Annotated in this window: 16 protein-coding genes, 2 tRNA genes and 2 pseudogenes; 4 read left to right on the forward strand and 16 right to left on the reverse strand. The window is 61.7% G+C overall.

Features of this window, described 5'->3' with window-relative positions; all coding sequences use genetic code 11:
* Positions 1-13: 13 nt before the first annotated feature.
* The 11 genes from C4900_RS10670 to uvrB all read right to left on the reverse strand — a co-directional run bounded on the left by C4900_RS10670 (position 14) and on the right by uvrB (position 10,338).
* Complete coding sequence (locus C4900_RS10670) at positions 14-877, reverse strand: sulfurtransferase (protein ID WP_114283070.1); 864 nt, start codon at positions 875-877, stop codon at positions 14-16.
* A gap of 20 nt (positions 878-897) precedes the next feature.
* Positions 898-1,266, reverse strand: a complete 369-nt coding sequence (locus C4900_RS10675) for a MerR family transcriptional regulator (RefSeq protein WP_065968886.1) — start codon at positions 1,264-1,266, stop codon at positions 898-900.
* Entirely contained in the window at positions 1,247-1,546 is a 300-nt protein-coding gene (locus C4900_RS10680) for an integration host factor subunit alpha (protein ID WP_065968885.1), read from the reverse strand. The genes C4900_RS10675 and C4900_RS10680 overlap by 20 nt, the downstream gene beginning before the upstream one ends.
* Before the next feature lie 31 nt (positions 1,547-1,577).
* A complete protein-coding gene (gene pheT / locus C4900_RS10685; protein WP_065968884.1) occupies positions 1,578-3,941 on the reverse strand; it encodes a phenylalanine--tRNA ligase subunit beta in 2,364 nt (787 codons plus the stop codon).
* Between the two features lie 3 nt (positions 3,942-3,944).
* Positions 3,945-4,979 (reverse strand): phenylalanine--tRNA ligase subunit alpha, encoded by a 1,035-nt coding sequence (pheS, locus tag C4900_RS10690; protein ID WP_065968883.1) that lies wholly within the window; start codon positions 4,977-4,979, stop codon positions 3,945-3,947.
* Positions 4,980-4,997: 18 nt separating this feature from the next.
* The gene (gene rplT, locus C4900_RS10695; RefSeq protein ID WP_065968882.1) at positions 4,998-5,360 is read right to left on the reverse strand and encodes a 50S ribosomal protein L20; all 363 of its coding nucleotides are present in this window, start codon (positions 5,358-5,360) and stop codon (positions 4,998-5,000) included.
* Between the two features lie 12 nt (positions 5,361-5,372).
* Positions 5,373-5,567: a 50S ribosomal protein L35 gene (rpmI, locus tag C4900_RS10700; protein ID WP_065968881.1), complete on the reverse strand. Its 195-nt coding sequence runs from the start codon at positions 5,565-5,567 to the stop codon at positions 5,373-5,375.
* A gap of 110 nt (positions 5,568-5,677) precedes the next feature.
* Positions 5,678-6,193 carry a translation initiation factor IF-3 gene (gene infC, locus C4900_RS10705; protein ID WP_083995614.1) on the reverse strand — a complete coding sequence of 172 codons (516 nt, stop codon included), beginning with the start codon at positions 6,191-6,193 and terminating at the stop codon, positions 5,678-5,680.
* Positions 6,194-6,196: 3 nt separating this feature from the next.
* Positions 6,197-8,116 carry a threonine--tRNA ligase gene (gene thrS / locus C4900_RS10710; RefSeq protein WP_065968879.1) on the reverse strand — a complete coding sequence of 640 codons (1,920 nt, stop codon included), beginning with the start codon at positions 8,114-8,116 and terminating at the stop codon, positions 6,197-6,199.
* A gap of 55 nt (positions 8,117-8,171) precedes the next feature.
* Positions 8,172-8,246 (reverse strand) — tRNA-Val (locus C4900_RS10715).
* A gap of 58 nt (positions 8,247-8,304) precedes the next feature.
* Entirely contained in the window at positions 8,305-10,338 is a 2,034-nt protein-coding gene (uvrB, locus tag C4900_RS10720) for an excinuclease ABC subunit UvrB (protein ID WP_065968878.1), read from the reverse strand.
* 50 nt (positions 10,339-10,388) lie between these two features.
* On the opposite strand from uvrB, the gene C4900_RS10725 reads away from it, so the two are divergent.
* From C4900_RS10725 to C4900_RS10740, 3 genes and pseudogenes are all read left to right on the forward strand, one after another.
* Positions 10,389-11,609 carry a pyridoxal phosphate-dependent aminotransferase gene (locus tag C4900_RS10725; protein WP_083995613.1) on the forward strand — a complete coding sequence of 407 codons (1,221 nt, stop codon included), beginning with the start codon at positions 10,389-10,391 and terminating at the stop codon, positions 11,607-11,609.
* 220 nt (positions 11,610-11,829) lie between these two features.
* Positions 11,830-11,905 (forward strand) — tRNA-Asn (locus C4900_RS10730).
* Between the two features lie 565 nt (positions 11,906-12,470).
* Positions 12,471-13,595: pseudogene (locus C4900_RS10740) on the forward strand (IS1634 family transposase); the annotation flags it as partial.
* A 212-nt stretch (positions 13,596-13,807) separates the two neighbouring features.
* Here the strand turns inward: C4900_RS10740 and C4900_RS15870 are convergent.
* The 5 genes and pseudogenes from C4900_RS15870 to C4900_RS10765 all read right to left on the reverse strand — a co-directional run bounded on the left by C4900_RS15870 (position 13,808) and on the right by C4900_RS10765 (position 17,021).
* Positions 13,808-14,080, reverse strand: a complete 273-nt coding sequence (locus C4900_RS15870) for a hypothetical protein (protein ID WP_141689163.1) — start codon at positions 14,078-14,080, stop codon at positions 13,808-13,810.
* Between the two features lie 593 nt (positions 14,081-14,673).
* Positions 14,674-15,291, reverse strand: a pseudogene (locus C4900_RS17540) (IS3 family transposase); the annotation flags it as partial.
* Between the two features lie 15 nt (positions 15,292-15,306).
* Complete coding sequence (locus C4900_RS17545; protein ID WP_114282991.1) at positions 15,307-15,534, reverse strand: hypothetical protein; 228 nt, start codon at positions 15,532-15,534, stop codon at positions 15,307-15,309.
* Between the two features lie 36 nt (positions 15,535-15,570).
* A complete protein-coding gene (locus tag C4900_RS17550) occupies positions 15,571-15,852 on the reverse strand; it encodes a transposase (protein WP_147267172.1) in 282 nt (93 codons plus the stop codon).
* 290 nt (positions 15,853-16,142) lie between these two features.
* A complete protein-coding gene (locus C4900_RS10765) occupies positions 16,143-17,021 on the reverse strand; it encodes an NAD(P)-dependent oxidoreductase (protein WP_083995665.1) in 879 nt (292 codons plus the stop codon).
* A 646-nt stretch (positions 17,022-17,667) separates the two neighbouring features.
* Here C4900_RS10765 and C4900_RS10770 point away from each other — a divergent pair.
* The gene (locus C4900_RS10770; protein ID WP_083995664.1) at positions 17,668-18,747 is read left to right on the forward strand and encodes an AbrB family transcriptional regulator; all 1,080 of its coding nucleotides are present in this window, start codon (positions 17,668-17,670) and stop codon (positions 18,745-18,747) included.
* Positions 18,748-18,906: the final 159 nt, after the last annotated feature.

Below are 18,906 nucleotides of genomic sequence, written 5' to 3' on the forward strand. Positions count from 1 at the left end.
GTCGCGCACTGGGTCAGTCCCCGGTTGCCACCGGACGGCGCGCATCGCTCACCCAGGCGCTCCACGACCCCGGATACAGGGTCGTGACCCCGAAGCCCGCTACGGCCATGGCCAGGATGTTGTGACAGGCCGACACCCCGGAGCCACAGTAATGCACGATATCGCCGGGCGGACGCTCGCCGAGTAAGGCCAGGAACTCCGAACGCAATTCCGCCGGTGACCGAAAGGTACGGTCAGGACGCAAGTTGTTCTCGAACGGGCGATTGCGCGCCCCGGGGATATGCCCGGCCACCGGATCGAGCGACTCGGTCGTGCCCCGGAAGCGGGACGCACCGCGTGCGTCGACCAGGAGACGCCGGTCGGTACCGGACACGATCGCCTCCACGGCGCCGGTATCGAGCCACGCCCCCTCGGCCCGCGACGGCCGAGGATAAGGCGCCCCCAGCGAGACCTTGGGTACCTCCGTCGTAAGTGGCCGCCCCTCGGCCACCCACGCAGTCAGTCCGCCATCAAGGACCGCCGCGGCCTCATGCCCCCACCAGCCACGCAAAAGCCACCACAGGCGGCTTGCGTAGACAGAGCTCCCCTCGTCGTAGGCCACCACCTGCGTCCCGGGACCCACCCCCCAGGTCCGCAGGGTCTCGGCAAACGCCGCCGGTTCCGGCAAGGGATGGCGGCCCGAACGGCCGTCCCGAGGCCCCGACAGGTCACGCTCCAGATCGGCGTAACGCGCCCCCGGCAGATGCCCTTCGGCATAGGCCTCGGCCCCATCCTCCGGGGCGCTCAGCGTGAATCGGCAGTCAAGAATGATCCATGATGGGTCATCGATATGGGCGGCCACGACGGCCGGCGTAACGATCTCGCGATATCGGGACATGCGTCGCCTCCGGGGACATTCTAGGGAGCACTGGCGTCGGATGTCAAAAGTCGGCGCACCTCTTCGAGCCCTTCCGCCACCAACGCCAGGGCCTGGGCGCGGATCTCGGCGGGCGGTTCGCTGTCATGCATCAGGCGGTTGCGCGCGCCGCTGATGGTAAAGCCCTCGATGTAGAGGAGATGACGGATCTCGCGGATCAGCAGGACATCATGGTGCTGATAATAGCGACGGTTGCCGCGCCGCTTGACCGACCTGAGCTTTGGGAACTCCTGCTCCCAATAGCGCAGCACGTGTGGCTTCACGCGACAGAGTTCGCTCACTTCGCTGATGGTGAAATACCGCTTCCCCGGAATCGCCGGGAGTTCGCTGTTATCCCCCGGATCGAGCATGGCCGTCGACCCGCTCCTTCAGCTTATGGCTGGCGCGAAACGTCACGACGCGCCGCTCGGCGATCGGGATCTCCTCGCCGGTCTTGGGGTTGCGTCCCGGTCGCCGACCCTTGCGACGGATATCGAAATTACCAAAGCCCGACAACTTGACCGTCTCGCCCTGGCCTAGGGTCTCGCAGATCTTCTCGAAAAAGAGCTCGACAAAGTCCTTCGCCTCGCGCTTATTCAGCCCAAGCTCTCGGAACAACGCCTCAGCGAGGTCCGCCTTCGTCAGTGCCATGGTTCCTTCCCTTGACGTGACTGGTTTTTTGTTATTGTCGGAGTTCGGCCCCATGGGCCGCCTTCAAGGCCGCCAGGACCTGCGCCACAAGGCCGTCGACCACCTCATCTGTAAGAGTGCGCGAGAAGTCCTGCAAGGTCAAGCCCAGCGCCAGGCTTTTCTTTCCTAAATCAAGGCCTTCGCCCTGATACACATCAAACAGAACCAGGCCTTGCAAAAGCGGCCCGGCGTTTACGCGAACGGTCTCCAGGACGGCACCGGCGGGTAGGTCTGCGCGCACGACCACGGCGAGATCGCGGCGCACCGACGGGAAACGTGGGGGCTCCTGCGCGCGCCCCCCAAGTGGCTGCCCAAGGGGCGCGGCATGGATCTCGAACACGAACACCGGCTCCTCGAAACCGAGCCGCTCGCGATGGGCGGGACTAAGCCCCCCCAGGAATCCGATCGTCTCGCCGCCCACACGCAGGGTGGCGGCCAGCCCCTTCTGGAGAAACGGCGGGATGTCGCCGGCCTCCACCGCCAGCGTCGCACCGGCCAGCGCGCACAGCACCTCGACATCACCCTTGACATCAAAGAAGTCCACAAGACGCCCCGGCGCCCCCCACTGTTCCGGCCACGCCGGCCCCAGGGCCACACCGGCCAGGCGCAGCTCCTCATCCACCGCCGTCCCGGAGTCCGCCGCCCGAAAGCACGTCCCCACCTCGAACAGGCGCACGCGCCCCTGCTGGCGCCTGCGGTTATGGAGGGCCGCGGCCAAAAGTCCCGGGATCAGGCTTGCGCGCAGCGCCGACCAAGGAGCCGCCAAGGGGTTGCGCAGCAGGGCCTGTGCGGGGATCCCGAGACGCGTCTGCTCCTCGGGGTCTACGAGACTAAAGGTCATGGCCTCGTGGTAGTCGCGGTCTACGAGCAGATCAGCAGCGCGGCGTAGCCCCAAGGCCCGCGGCCGCGCCGATAGCGGGGCCTGCGAAAGCGCGACCGCCGGGATCTCGTCGTATCCGAGGAGTCGCGCCACCTCCTCTATGAGATCGACCTCGGCGCGGATATCGAAGCGGAAACGGGGCGCGGTCACGAGCAGGTCGCCGTGCGAGGCCGTGACCGTCATGCCAAGCCCCTTCAAGAGACGCGTCACGTGGGCGCGCGGCACGCCTACCCCAAGCAGCCGGCGGATACGTTCCAGACGCAGGCGTATCGGCTCCGGGCGCGGCCATAATTCCGGGACGCTGTGCTCGGCCGCCGGGCTTGCGACACCGCCTGCAATCTTCAGGATCAAAGCCGTGGCGCGCTCCAGGGCAAGCTCGCACAACTCGGGGTCCACGCCGCGCTCGAAGCGCAGCGCCGACTCCGTGGCGAGACCCAGGCGCCGCGCGGTCCGCGACAGTGTGTCGGGGCGAAAATACGCGGCCTCCAGCAGTACCGACCGGGTCGCCGGCCCGACCGCCGCGCGCCGGCCGCCCATGACGCCGGCCACCGCCAGCGGACCCTCGTCATCGGCGATGATGAGATCATCGGCATTGAGCCGGCGCGTCGCGCCATCGAGCAGCGTGATCTCCTCGCCCGGGTGCGCGCCGCGTACCACCACCGCGCCGCGCACGAGCGCGGCATCGAAGGCATGCAGGGGTTGACCGAGGTCGAAAAGGATATAGTTGGTGACGTCCACCGCCGGATGGCGCGCACTCGCCCCGCATACTCGCAGGCGCTCGACGAGCCATCCGGGACTGCCTTTGTCGGGCGCCATGCCGCTTATGAGGCGCGCGCAATAGCGGGGACAGCGGGACTTGTCCTCAACCGACACGTGCGGTGTGACGCCGCTTACCTTCAAGGCACGCGGTCGCGGCGCGCGAAAGCGCCCGCCGGTGAGCGCCGCGAGCTCGCGCGCTACACCCTTTACGCTCAGGCAATCGCCACGATTGGGGGTCACGGCCACGTCCAGATAGGGATCGGCGAACCGGAAATAGTCGGCGAGCGCCATCCCGGGCGGGGCGTCCTCCGGTAGCTCCCAGAGGCCCTCGGTAGCGGCAAGCCCGAGTTCCGCCCCCGAGCACAACATGCCGTGCGAACGCACGCCGCGCAGCTCGGCCTCGGTTATGACGCGCTTCCCGAGCACGGCCCCCGGCAGCGCCAGCGGCGCCTTCAACCCCAAGCGCGCGTTGGCCGCGCCGCACACGACCGTGCGCACGCCATCCTCGCCGCAATCGACCGTACAGATGCGCAGGCGCTCGGCGTGTGGATGGGCGGTGATCGCCGCGATGCGCCCCACCACCACCCCCGGCAAGGCCGGTCCGGTGGTGCCGGCGCCCTCGACCTCGAAACCGCCACGCGTCAATGCCGCCCCCAGGTCCTCGAAGGGCAGGCGCGTATCGAGCCAATCCAGCAGCCACTGTTTCGCGATACGCACGGCCTACCGCAGGCTCCTTAGGAAACGCAGGTCATTCTCGTAAAAGAGCCGGACGTCCGGCACCCCGTCTTTCAACATCAGTAGCCGCTCGACCCCCATGCCGAAGGCAAAGCCGGTATAGCGTTCGGCATCGATGCCGATGCGCGCCAGCACCGCAGGGTGCACGAGCCCACAGCCCAGGACCTCGATAAACCCGGTCCCCTTGCACACCCGACATCCCGTGCCGCCGCACAAAAGGCAGCCGATATCCACCTCCGCCGACGGCTCGGTGAACGGGAAATAGGAAGGCCGCAGGCGCATGCTAAGCGCGCGCTCGAAAAACCGCTCGAGAAACTCCTTCAGAGTCGCCTTCAAGTGTCCCATGTGGATGCCCTCGGCCACCACCAGGCCCTCGACTTGGTGAAATACCGGGCTATGGGTGGGGTCCAGGGCATCGGCACGGTATACGCGCCCCGGGGCGATGATCCGAAACGGCGGCTCGTGGTGCTCCATGAACCGGATCTGTACCGTGGAGGTGTGCGTACGCAACAGCCCTCCGGAGGCGAGATAGAAGGTGTCGTGCATGGCCCGCGCCGGGTGATGGGCGGGGATATTGAGGGCCTCAAAATTATGGAACTCGTCTTCGATCTCGGGTCCCCAGGCCCAATCGAAGCCCAGGATCGCGAAGATGTCCTCGATGCGCCGGAGGGCCTGCGTGAGCGGGTGTAGACCCCCCAACCATCGGCCGCGTCCAGGAAGGGTGACATCGACCGCCTCGGCGGCTAGCCGCGCCTCCTGCGCGCGCGCCGCCAGCGCCTCCCGCCTCTGGCCTTGCGCCCCCTCCAAGCGTCCCTTGATCTGATTGACGAGCTGCCCGGCGTGCGGGCGCTCCTCGACGCTCAGGGTCCCTATGCGCTTCAATTCCTCGGTGAGCCGGCCACTCTTGCCGAGGAATCGCACCCGCCACGCCTCCAGCTCCGCGAGATCGGAGGTGGCGGCGAGTTCGCCGTCGGCCTCACGCGCGAGCCGCTCAAGCCTCTCTGCGAACGGCTCGCCCATGTCCCGAAGATGGTCCCCTTAAGCGACGGATAGTGTCGCTTTGGCCTTCTCGGCGAGCGCTGCGAACGCCGCCTTGTCGGCGACCGCGATGTCGGCCAGCACCTTGCGATCGATGACGATCGAGGCCTTGCGCAGGCCATCCATGAGCCGGCTATAGCTCAAACCGCACTCCCGGGCGGCGGCATTGATGCGCACGATCCACAGCGCCCGGAACTGACGCTTGCGATCCCGCCGGTCGCGATAGGCATATTGACCGGCCTTGGCCACCGCCTGCTTGGCGACGCGAAAGACGTTCTTACGTGCACCCCGATACCCCTTGGCGAGCGCCGTGACCTTCTTGTGGCGGGCCCGGGCCGTAACTCCGCGTTTGACGCGTGGCATGAGTAGCCCTCCTTAAGCGTAGGGAAGCATGCGGGTGACCCCCGCCACATCCGATGGATGAACCAGACGATCGGCCCGCAAATGGCGCTTACGCTTCGTGGTCTTCGTGGTCAAGATGTGGCGCAGATGGGAATGGCGGCACTTGAAGCCCCCCGCGCCCTTCTTGAAGCGCTTCGCGGCCCCACGGTTCGTTTTCAACTTCGGCATATCGTCCTCTGCGCTGTGCGCTCTTGTCATGGTCCCGCTCAAGCAGCCTTCCGGCCTTCTTCCTGGCTTGAGTCGGTCTGCTACCGCCTACCGGCCCTGATCGCCCCCGCCTACTTCTTCGGATTGACGACCATCACCATCTGTCGACCCTCGAGCCGCGGACGCTGCTCGACGGTCCCATACTGCGACAAATCCCCCTCGACGCGCTTCAAAAGCTCCATGCCGAGGTCTTGATGGGCCATCTCGCGTCCCCGAAATCGGAGCGTGATCTTGGCCTTATCGCCATTTTCAAGGAAGCGGATCAGGTTGCGAACCTTGACCTCGTAGTCCCCCACGTCGGTCCCCGGGCGGAACTTCACTTCCTTGATCTGAATCTGCTTTTGCTTCTTCTTGGCGACGTGGCGACGCTTGCTTTCCTCATATTGGAACTTGCCGTAATCCATGATCCGGCAGACCGGAGGCGACACATTCGGCGATATCTCCACGAGATCCAGCCCCGCCTGCTCGGCAGCCCTCTGGGCATCTGCGTTCGTGACGATGCCGACCTGCGATCCATCAGCGCCAATCAACCTTATACGCGGGGCCGTAATCTGCCCATTGAGCCGCGTCTCACGTTCCGAAGCGATAATTTACTCCTCCACACGTCCCGGACCAACCAAGCCCGCGCCGACATGCGCGGTCAGGGTCCCCACTGTCATCCCGCCAAGGTCCGCGCCTTCACGGGTTCTCACCGAAACCGTCCCCTGCTCGGCCTCGCGGTCGCCCACGACGAGCAAATACGGGACCTTTTGCAGGGTATGCTCGCGGATTTTAAAGCCTATCTTTTCGTTTCTCAAGTCCGACTCGGCACGCCAGCCGGCCACGCGCAACGCATCCACCAACTGCTGTGCCACCGCCGCATGACGATCGGCGATGGGTAACACCACCGCCTGCACCGGGGAAAGCCACAAGGGTAGCGCCCCGGCATGCTCCTCGATCAGGATCCCGATGAACCGCTCGAGCGAACCCAGGATGGCGCGGTGCAACATGACCGGAACCGCCTTTTGGCCTTCGGCGGTCACGAAACTCGCCCCCAGACGTCGCGGCATGGCGAAATCGACCTGGATGGTCCCGCATTGCCATACCCGCGCCAGACTGTCTTTGAGGGCAAACTCGATCTTGGGGCCATAGAAGGCTCCCTCGCCGGGCTGCAGTTCGAAGGCCAGACCCTTGGCCCTCAAGGCCTGTTCCAACGCCGCCTCGGCCTTGTCCCATAATTCATCGGCGCCGACCCGCTGCTCGGGTCGGGTCGAGAGCTTCACCAGTACCTCGCGAAAACCGAAGTCGGCATATACCCGGTAGAGAAGGTCGATGAACGCGCTCACCTCCGGCTGGATATCGGCCTCGGCGCAAAAGATATGGGCATCGTCCTGCACGAAGTTACGTAGCCGCAGGAGCCCATGCAAGGTCCCCGAGGGCTCATTGCGATGACAGGAGCCGAACTCAGCGAGCCGCAACGGCAGGTCGCGATAGCTCTTTAGGCCCTGATTGAAAATCTGGACGTGTCCCGGGCAATTCATGGGCTTGACCGCATACTCGCGCCTCTCGGACGAGGTCGTGAACATGCCGTCGGCGAATTTATCCCAGTGGCCAGAGCGCTCCCAAAGACTCTTGTCCATGATGAGCGGGGTGCGCACCTCCTGATAGCCGTGGGTACGCAAAAGGCCTCTGATATACTGCTCGATGGCCTGATAAACACGCAGCCCCCGGTCGTGCCAGAAGATCATCCCCGGGGCCTCTTCCTGGATGTGAAAAAGATCCAGGGCACGACCGATGCGGCGATGGTCGCGCCGCTCGGCCTCTTCCAGGCGCCGGAGATGCTCGTCCAGGGCCTCGCGGGTCGCGAACGCCGTGCCATATACCCGTTGCAACATGGGATTGCGCGCATCCCCGCGCCAGTAGGCGCCGGCCAGACGCATGAGCTTGAAATGCTTGAGCTTGCCCGTTGCCGGCACGTGCGGCCCGCGGCACAGATCGACAAAATCGCCCTGCCGGTAGAGCGAGATCGATTCGCCGGCGGGGATGTCGCGGATGATCTCGGCCTTATAGGCCTCGCCCAACCCCTCGAAGAACGCGATCGCCTGATCGCGGTCCACGACCTCGCGCGCTACCGGGATGTCCGCACGTGCCAGGACGCGCATCTTGTCCTCGATGCGCGCCAAGTCCTCCGGACCAAAGCCCGGCGGGTAGGCAAAATCATAATAAAACCCTTCGCCGATCACAGGTCCGATGGTGACCTGGGCCTCGGGATACAGGCTCTTCACGGCATGCGCCAGCAGGTGCGCAGTCGAATGCCGCAGGACCTCGAGCCCTTCCGGGTCCTTGTCGGTCACGATCGCAAGCCGCGCGTCGTCGCGGATGAGAAACGAGGTATCGACGAGCCGATCGTCGACCCGTCCGGCAACGGCGGCACGCGCAAGCCCGCTGCCGATGTCCAAGGCCACCTGGCCCACAGTCACCGGCGCATCGTAAGTCCGCACGCTTCCGTCGGGGAGGGTAATGACAGGCATGGGCGTTAGCGGCTTCTCGTCTGCCGGCCTGACGCCGACGTGTCAATAGGGAAGTTGGTAGGCGCGAGTGGGATCGAACCACCGACCACTACCATGTCAAGGTAGTGCTCTACCACTGAGCTACGCGCCTTCGGGTTGCGAACCTTACCATAGTCAAGCGGGCGCGAACAACCGTTGCGCGCCGCCCCTCACGCGTCGATCAAGCGATCCGCGGAGCCCGGTTTCAGGGCGCTGCGGCGCAGGGCCTGGATGCGGTCGCGCAACTTCCCGGCCTGCTCGAACTCCAGGCTTTGGGCATGGCGATACATATCCTTTTCGAGCTTTTTCAAAAGCTTGCCCAAGGCCTCGGGTGACAGGGCCTCGGTCGGCTCAGTATGGCCACGCGCCGCCCCGGGCGCTAAGCGCCCCGGCACCCCGTCGATCAACTCCTTCACCGCCTTCACCACCCCTTGAGGGGTGATACCGTGATCCTGATTGAACCGCAACTGCTTCACACGCCGGCGATCCGTCTCGTCAATCGCCGCGCGCATGGACTCGGTGATGGTGTCGGCATAAAGGATGGCACGTCCGTGCAGATTACGCGCCGCCCGTCCTATGGTCTGAATCAAGGATCGCGTGGAGCGCAGGAACCCCTCCTTGTCGGCATCCAGTATCGCCACCAGCGACACCTCCGGGATATCGAGCCCCTCGCGCAGCAGATTGATGCCGACCAGGACATCGAAGGCCCCGGCGCGCAGGTCGCGGATGATCTCGACGCGCTCGACGGTGTCGATATCCGAATGCAGGTAGCGCACGCGCACGCCGTGTTCGTGGAAGTATTCGGTGAGATCCTCGGCCATGCGCTTTGTCAGGGTGGTCACGAGCACCCGCTCATGCCGTGCGGCGCGCAGCCGCACCTCGGCCAGCAGGTCGTCGACCTGGCGACCGACCGGGCGCACCTCGACCTCAGGATCGACGAGCCCGGTCGGGCGCACCACCTGCTCGACCACGGTCGACGAGCGCGCCGCCTCGTAAGGCCCCGGGGTGGCCGAGACGAAGATCGTCTGCGGCATCAAGGCCTCGAACTCCTCGAGCTTCAGCGGCCTGTTGTCGAGCGCCGACGGCAGGCGAAAGCCATACTCGACGAGCGTCTCCTTGCGCGAGCGGTCGCCACGGTACATGCCACCGAGCTGGGGCATAGTCACATGACTCTCGTCTACGATGAGCAACGCGTTCTTGGGGAGATAGTCGATGAGCGTCGGGGGCGGTTGCCCGGCCTTGCGCCCGGACAGGTAGCGGGAGTAGTTCTCGATCCCCGAGCAATAACCGAGCTCCTTCATCATCTCGAGATCGAAACGCGTGCGCTCGGCCAACCGCTGGGCCTCGACGAGCTTGTTGGCGGCATTCAACTCCTCGAGTCGCCCGCGTAGCTCCTCGCGGATCAGCTCGACGGCCCCCGAGACCGTATCCCGGGGGGTGACATAATGAGATTTGGGGTAGACGGTCGCGCGCCCCAGCCGGTTGACGATGTCGCCGGTGAGCGGATCGAACTCCATGAGGTCTTCGATCGTCTCATCGAACAGACCGACACGGATCGCAAGCTTCTCGGACTCGGCGGGGAAGATGTCGATGACGTCGCCATGGACCCGGAAGGTGCCGCGTTTCAGCTCCATGTCGTTGCGCGTATACTGCATCTCCGACAGGCGCTTTAGGATCGCGCGCTGATCAAAGATCGCGCCCTTCTTCAGGTGCAGGATCATGGCGTGATAGGCGCCGGGATCCCCTAAGCCATAGATCGCCGACACCGTACCGACGATAATCGCATCCGGCCGCTCCAGGAGCGCCTTGGTGGCCGACAACCGCATCTGCTCGATGTGTTCGTTGATCGCGGCGTCCTTTTCGATAAAGGTGTCGGAAGCCGGGACGTAGGCCTCGGGCTGATAGTAGTCATAGTACGACACGAAATACTCGACGGCGTTGTCGGGGAAAAAGTCGCGCATCTCCGAGTACAGCTGGGCTGCGAGCGTCTTGTTGGGTGCCAGGATCAGGGCCGGGCGCTGGAGCTCGGCGATGACATTGGCGACGGTAAAGGTCTTCCCGGAGCCCGTAACCCCAAGCAGGGTCTGGAAGGCCAGTCCCGCCCGCAACCCCTCGACCAGCGCCTTGATGGCCCCCGGCTGATCCCCGGCCGGGGCATAGTGGCTGGCAATCTCGAAACGCTCTGCGTGCCGCTTTGGTTGCATCGATATCCAGGGTAATATACGCGCGAGTAGACGCCCGAAAAGGTTCCCGCTTGCCCAAACTGACACTATCGGCCCGCGTAGGCCGAATCAAGCCCTCGCCGACGCTTGCCGTCACCGCTCGCGCCAAGGCCCTTAAGGCCGAGGGGCGGGATATCCTGGATCTCGGTGCCGGCGAACCGGATTTCGATACCCCGGACCTCATAAAGGAGGCGGCGATCCGCGCCATCCGCGCCGGTTTCACCAAATACACCGCGGTCGACGGTACGCCAGAGCTAAAGGCAGCGGTGGTCGAGAAGTTCGCCCGCGAAAATAGCCTGCATTTTACCACGTCTCAGATCCTGGTGTCGGTGGGCGGCAAGCAAAGTTTCTACAATCTCGCCCAGGCGCTACTCGAAACCGGGGACGAGGTTGTCATCCCCGCGCCCTACTGGGTCTCGTACGCCGACATCGTGCTAATGGCCGATGCCACGCCTGTCATCATCCCGACCACGCTCCAGCAGGGCTTCAAGATCACCCCTGAGGCCCTGGATGCCGCGCTCGCCTATAAGACCAAGCTCTTCGTGTTGAATAGTCCCTCGAACCCGACAGGCGCTGTCTATACGCACGCGGAGCTCGCCGCCCTGGGCGAGGTACTGCGCCGCTACCCGCATGTGCTGATCGCAAGTGACGACATGTACGAGCATATCGCCTGGGGGCCCGAGCCATTTGCCAATATCGCTAACGTGTGTCCCGACCTCCTGGACCGCACCATTGTCCTAAACGGGGTCTCCAAGGCCTATGCGATGACCGGCTGGCGCATCGGCTATGCCGGCGGCCCGGTCGACCTCATCAAGGCCATGGCCAAGGTCCAGTCGCAGAGCACCTCGAACCCGACATCCATCTCGCAGGCCGCGGCCGAGGCGGCATTACGCAGTGGGACCGCCCTTGTGACCCCCATGCGCGAGGCGTTCAAGACCCGCCATGACTGGCTGCATGCGCAACTTACGGCATTGCCGGGCCTTCAGTGCCGGCGCGCCGACGGCACCTTCTATCTTTTTCCGGAGATCAGTGGGGCCTTGAAAGCCCTGGGCCTCCCAGATGATCAGGCTTTCGCCGAGGCGCTCCTCGAAAAGACCGGCATCGCCGCGGTCCCGGGCTCGGCATTCGGGTCCCCGGGCCATATGCGTTTCTCCTATGCGACGAGCGATCAGACCCTAAAGGAGGCGGTCGCGCGCCTTCGTGGGTTCCTGGAACCACTACAAAGGGCCTGGGCGCTCGGGGAGCGACCATAAATACAGCCGGCCATTGTCGATGTGAGGCCATAAAGCCCGGAACACCCGGCGGCAGTGTAGGAATTCTCGTACATGAGCGCCTGCGCCACGTGTTGGATATCTCCCCGCAGACGGGCACGCTCTCGGATATCCCTGTTCGGTGCCGCATTGAGAATGCCGGAAATATGGTCCGGGTCCTTGACGCCGGGACCTGGGCTTCGTAGCATAGCGGGCCTTGCGTTCCCCGGTAGCTCAGTCGGTAGAGCAGGTGACTGTTAATCACCGGGTCGGAGGTTCAAGTCCTTCCCGGGGAGCCAATAAATCAACGACTTACACAGCGTTCCCCTCACTAAACACCCTCCCGTTTGATTTTTGGTCCAAATTTGGTCCACTGCCGTTTGGTCCATGCCCAAAATTCGGGGGCAAAATGGCGATCACCCAAAAGCGCGGTGATCTGCAATGGCGCGCGTGTTCGGCGGCGTGGCCACCCCATCCATACCAGGACCTTTACCACCAAAACCAAGGCCGAGGCCTCGGGCCGCCAGGTCGAGGGCGAGATGGGCCGTGGCGTTTTCATGTCCCGCGCCGAAGCGGAGTTAATGACCTCGGCAGAGGCCTTAGATCGAAACGTCACGGAGATTATCCCCATAAAAAGCAAGACGCGCGGGAGGCACGCCTTGACGCTCACGCGAACGAACCCACCTTTGCTCATGGTAACGGACCCACCTAATAACGGACCCACCCAACAATCGCCCCCTTGAGGTCACGGCAGATCCGCGTTCGCTGCCGCTCCTTGGGTCATCCTTAAAGCACCGCGCATTGACCTCCCGCCGGTTCGCGGCATCCTCGCAATCGGGATTCCGGGGCGAGGGAGGGGACCACGACGACCGGGGCTGTCCGGTGGCGGTCACGGTGCATGAGGGCAATACCGCCGACCCCACCACCTTGATGCCCGAGATCGCCCGCATTAAAGACGAATTCGGTATTGCGCAGTTCGTGATGGTCGGTGACCGTGGCATGATCAGCAGTACGGCCATCGCAACGCTTCGCGACCACGGCGGCATCGACTGGATCACGGCCTTAAAAAGCGCCTCGATCCGTGCCCTGGTCGAGGACCAGACCATCCAGCCCGATTTGTCATTGCCGGCCGCATGGCTGGTCGATGAACGCAACCTAGCCGAGTTCCAGCATCCCGACTATCCCGGAGAGCGGCTTGTGGCCTGTCGCAATCCGGAGCTCGCCAAGCTCCGCGCCCACAAGCGGGAGGACCTCTTACAGGCCACCGAAGAGGCATTGCGCACGATCCAGACCCGCGTGGGGGCCGGACGGCTTACGGGGCAGGACAAGATCGGCGTGGCGGTCGGTCGTCTGATCAACCGCTACAAGGTGGCCAAGCACTTCACCCTCACCCTCACCGACACGACCCTCACCTTCACGCGTAAGGAGGACGCCATCGCCGCGGAAGCCGCCCTCGATGGGATCTATATCATCCGCACCTCGGTTAAGGCCGAGCGTCTGGATAGTGCGAGCTGCGTGCGTCACTACCAATCGCTCTCGCAGGTCGAGCGGGCGTTTCGGTCCCTGAAGACTGTGGATCTCAAGGTCCGGCCCATCCACCATCGCTTGAGCGATCGGGCATTGCCGGCCGCATGGCCGGTCCGGGCCCACATCTTCCTCTGCATGCTCGCCCACACCGTCGAGTGGCACCTGAAGGAGGCCTGGCGGGAACTACTCTTTACCGACGAGGATCAAGCCGCCAAGACCACCCGTGACCCGGTGGCCCCGGCCGAGCGCTCGGCAGGCGCGAAAGCCAAGATCGCCCGTCGACACCACGCGGACGGTACACCCATCCACAGCTTCCAGACACTCCTCACAGAGCTTGCCACCATCGTGCGCAATACGTGCTGCACCTCTGCTGAAGCCGATGCGCCGACCTTCACGGTCACGACCCAATCGAACCCACTCCAGCGGCGCGCGCTGGATCTGATCGACCAGTTGGCGGTGTAGTCAGAACGCGGCCACCGGATTTCTGCGAAAAGGCTTGAATGCCAAGGGAAATCTGTTTGGGGCAGCGAGCAACTCTAGATTAACCCTGTTAACTAATGCGCGGTCGATCCGGCCATCGTTTGCCAACCCGGAAGACCGGGGACGTGACTCAGGATCAGAAGATTCCAATTAACGCCGTTATGCACTTGAAGAGACGACCGAGTTACTGGCGATTAAGGGCGTGAATAAACTGAGGCAATACGAGCCAGTACCGCCTGACCGTGAGCAAGCGAAGCCTTCGCGGCCAAGTTAAGCTTGTCTTCAATCATGTGACGTGGAAGCCACTTGGCTTCCTTGCCGGAGAGTTCAATGCATCCGAATGTGGTCGATTGGATGGCCATGAAGTGATTATAGGCCTCGTCCGATTTTGAGATTACTTCCGCTCTGATGACCGACGTGTGACCCGCCTCCGTTTCATCCGTTTTTCCTCTTGCCGTTGCGCCCACCTTGCCGCACCCTGACGACGTTGGCCGACAGAATCCCAGCCCGGAAGTGGCGGATGACATTTTTCTAGTGCGTCGAGCCAAGCGCACACGGCCGCATTCTGTCCTTCGTCATAGTATGCAGCCTCCGGCGGCAGCGGTAACGGGCAAATTTCAAGTGCGCGCAATGGCTTGGCGGTGCCACATGGTTCACCAGTGTCCCAGTGGTACTCAACGAACAGAAACGGCGTTGGGTCCATCTTGTAACGCGAGATCAAGAAGCCTTGAGCCTCCGGGAGCCAAATGCCGACATAGGCGTTACGCGCCCAAATCGCGTAGGCCATCCCCGCTTGCATGAGCTCAATGCTCAAATAATCGGCCTTGGTCCGCATATGCAGAAACCAATTAAGGCGAAGATCGTCTTCGGAGAACATTGTTAGTTGGTTACATCCCTTTATCAATCAATGCCTTTATTAGCGAGGTCCCTTTGGCGATACGATCCTCCGCATCTATGCCGTTTTGCTGTGCAATCGCGGTTATCCATTCAGAAGGATTGCTCCGAATGGTCTAGGTACCGTATCGACCAATGATCTTTCCCCAGAATCACGGACACTCAGTTAAGCCACATGCCGCTGCTCGAAGGTCTCGGGAGAGAGGTACCCGAGACCGGAGTGTAGGCGCTTTCGATTATAGTATATTTCGATGTATTCGAAAACCTGTTTCTGCGCCTCCTGACGTGTCGCAAAGCGTTCTCCATGGATGGCCTCGACCTTCAGGCTGTGGTTCCAGCTCTCCATGGCCGCATTGTCATAGCAGTCGCCTTTCTTGCTCATGCTGGCAATGAGGCCATAGGCCTTCAGAAGACGCCGATAGTCATGCGCGCAGTATTGGCTGCCACGGTCGGAGTGGAGGATAACCCCGCGGGGCCGCTTGCGCCGCCAGAGCGCCATACGCAGGGCATCGCAGGTGAGTTTGGCCGTCATCCGTTCGGACAGGACTAAGCCCACGACTGTGCGGGCATAGAGATCGAGCACCACGGCCAGATAGAGCCATCCCTCGTCGGTGGCGATATAGGTGATATCCGAAACCCACTTCTGGTTCGGACGTTGCGCGCTGAAGTCCTGATTGAGGAGATTGGGCGCCACCGGCAGATTGTGATCGGAGTGGGTCGCAGCCGCAAACGTGCGGGCGGCCTTGGCCCGCAGCGCGTTTTGGCGCATCAGGCGCGCCACACGGTTCTTTCCGACCCGCTACCCCTCGTGACGTAGCGCCCAGGTGATGCGCGGCGAACCGGCGCCCCCCTTGTGGTCGTTGGTGATGCGCCGTATGGCCTCAACAAGACTCTCATCGGCCTTCGTGCGCGGTCGGGTGGGACGGTCCCGCCACTCGTAGTAACCGCTGCGAGAAACGGACCTCAGGCCACACATAAGGGCGATCGCATGCTCCCCTTCGTGGCATCGGATCAGGGCGTACTTCACTTCGACTGATTCGCTTACCGTACGCTGAGGCTTTTTTTAAAAACGCGTTCTCCTCTTTAAGGCGCGCCCTATCCCGCGCGCTAGGCGGACGACCCAGGCCTCCTTCAACCGCTGTGCCTCGGTGACAGTGCCCTCCATCTGGCGCTTGCGCCGCCAGGCATAGATTTGGGTCAAGGCGATCCCGAGATCCTGGGCCACAAGGGCCACTCCATCCCGCTCGGCGCGCTTCAAGGCTTGGTCTTTGAACTCGTCGCTGTAACGCTTCCGAGTCGTCTTCTCGGTTGGCTTCTTGGTTTTCATCATCTCACCTGAGGTCAAGAGTTTATTCTCTTAACCGGGTGTCCGGGAGACCGGGGAAGGATCAAAGCTCCTGGCGGTAAAGCGCAATAGGTTGCGGTCTGTAGTTGCTTCCGTTAGTGAGCAGCTGATAATGGAGGTGAGTCCTTGCCTAGCGGCGTTTTTGGGCATCACACATTAGCAGGTTGTCGCCAACCTCGGCATTTGTCAACCTGAACGCTCCTTTGCCGTTACGATCATGGTGATCACAAGGGGTCAGAAAACACAATTGAGCATTTGGAGGGCTCGACCTCCCTTCCCGCCGCTATTTCTTATGCCAAACCTGCATCTTGGGCGGCGAGGCTACCTATGGCCGACCAATCCTGCGTTTCGCCCCCTTGCGCCGCCAAGGCGATAAAGCGGTCACGCAAAATACTTGCAAAGGGGAGGGGTACAGAGAGGGCCTCTGCCGCTGTTAGAGTGAGGCGGATATCCTTTTGTCCTAATGAGGAAGAAAAGCCAGGGGGCGTGAAATTGCGGTCTGCTATGAGTGAACCATAATTCTTGTATAGTGGTATATTAAAAAGACTTGAGGTAAGTATATCCAGATAGGAATGGCGATCAATTCCCCCCTTTTCAACAAGGGCCATAGCCTCGCCAAGAGATTCAATGACTGCGGCAATCAAGAAATTGCCACTGAGTTTGACAAGATTGGCCTTTTCCTGTTGTTCTGCGACGACAAACGTGCGTTGACCTACAGCATCAAAAATCGGTCGCAGACGATCTATGACATTAGGTAGACCGGCCGCCACAAGAAATAACTTACCCGCTGCCGCGGCATCAGGACGCCCGAATACAGGACACGATACATAGTGTTGCCCGGCACCCGCATGCGCAGTTGCGAGTCGCGCGGAGAGTGCGACGCTAATAGTGCTACAGGAAACATGGATAGCCCCGGCCGGTAAATTCTTTAGTAGACCATCATCGGAGAATGTAACATGCTCAACTGAGGAATCATCCGCCAACATACTGACAACTACTTCGGCGTCGGTGAAATCCCTCATTGATTTAGCGGCGCGCGCGCCGCAGGAGACGAGCGGCTGCATTTTTTCTGGAGATCGATTAAAGACAGTCAGCGCATGCTCCGCTGTCAGCAGGCGGCCGGCCATGCCCGAACCCATCTGCCCTAATCCGATAAAACCGACCTTCACGGACGTCTCCTTGCTGACCGTTCATTACGTGAGCCCATTGGTGGAAACCCTAACCCGAATCAAACAAACGGTCAAGGTGCCCAGTTGCGCCTTGACAGGAAATGTGCCAATGGTTTATCAAGCCGATCACTAAAGCCCAGGGACATCATCCGTCGTCGTGCGCGTGTATGAAGGGGGTAACGCATAAGGCAGAACGAAAGGGGTAGCGCTTTTCACAAAAAATGCCGCGCACTGTTCTGCTCGGCACAGCAAGCTCACGTTCTGTCATTGTAAATATATCTCGACTACCATAGAACCAGGGTGGCCTATTGGCGTATCTTGGATACGCTTCTGTATTTCACATGGGCACGCAAATGTCCGCGATAAATGACTGTTAGGGCATCCGTGAGGTACGGGATAGAGAACTGCCACAGAGCGTGGATCGTAACTACTTACCAGGTTCCGCACACAGCTCCCAGAAAAGCGCTATCTGGATGGCGATCAGGGGATTTGTGCCTAGCTCGGCCATGGATCATAAATCAGACACTTTGCAGCTGGCGTGTCCGACACAGAGCGGTCTGGTATTCATTCACAATAGCCGTTGGTGGTCGATGACACAGCCACCATGGGCCTTTATCCGGCATAGCGGCTTCGGGAGCCTGGAAGGATGCGCAGTACAACGGCAATGATGTCCGGCAACGCGCGCCAATGGGCCGTGCTTGTTCTTGGCAGCATCTTGATGAGCAGGGTTTTTGCGGCACTGCATATTCCTGCAGCGCCGCTATTTGCCGGTATGGTCGCTGGAATCTTCGTCAATATCGATGGGCGCCTCATCTATTCGCCTCGCTTATCGCGAATTGCGCAGATTATTCTTGGTGTAGCTATCGGTATGCTCTTTAGCTACAAGGCCTTCTCAGCGATTGACGGACACTTCCTAGTCGTGTTACTTGTAGCGTTTAGCACATTCGCCATAAGCCTGTTGTCTGGGCTACTGTTTAGTCGTCTCGCAAATATCAGTCGCACCACGGGGCTTTTGTCCATGACTTCGGGCGGCGCCACTGGAATAACTGCCATTGCCCAAGAGCTTCACGCCGACCTCCCGCTGGTAGCTATAGTACAATACCTGCGCGTCGCTTTTGTCATGGCTACCATCCCTGTAATCGTCATGTTTGTGTTTCACGACTCAGTAAGCCTGCCAACAATTGCCACGACCCAGCCTTTGGGTTGGTCGGCATGGGGAGAGGCGCTTCTATTCGTCGGTTTTTGCGGACTTAGTGGGGCTTGGCTTGCCCGTCTCCTTCATATTGCCGCACCGTACTTACTAGGGCCTTTGATCGTCTCCCTACTGCTAACCATCGGCCACGTGTCCATATTGCGCAGTCTTCCTAGACCGATCATAGAAATAGCTTATGTTTTGATTGGCTGGCAGGCGGGCCTACAGCTGTCCATTGCGCGTTTGCGCTCGCAGGTGAGACTAATCCCGATCGCCTTAGGTCTCATAATCGTCATCAATCTGCTTTGCGCAATTTTGGGATACGTGCTTGCCCACGTAGTGGGCGTCAGCGATCTCGACGGTTACCTCGCTACCGCTCCCGGTGCCCTTTATGCGGCACTCGCTATCAGCATGGCCGCCAACGGTAATGTTCTTTTTGTTCTGGGAGTTCACATGATTCGCCTATTTATGATGCTACTGATCATCCCGCCTCTTGCGCGCTTCGCTGCAGTTAAACCTCCCTCCACCGCTTGATCCAAAAACCGGACCCTACCGGAGCACACTGACCCCCGCCTGCTTTGGCGGATCGGTCAACCTACGCGATGGCGCGTTCCCCGGCAACCTCGTTTAACCTGACGGGAATGCCGGGGTTATGGCATCGATTTTTTTTGCGCAAGATCAGCTTGGCCCCTC

The organism is Acidiferrobacter thiooxydans (genome assembly GCF_003333315.1).
Taxonomy (GTDB): Bacteria; Pseudomonadota; Gammaproteobacteria; order Acidiferrobacterales; family Acidiferrobacteraceae; genus Acidiferrobacter; species Acidiferrobacter thiooxydans.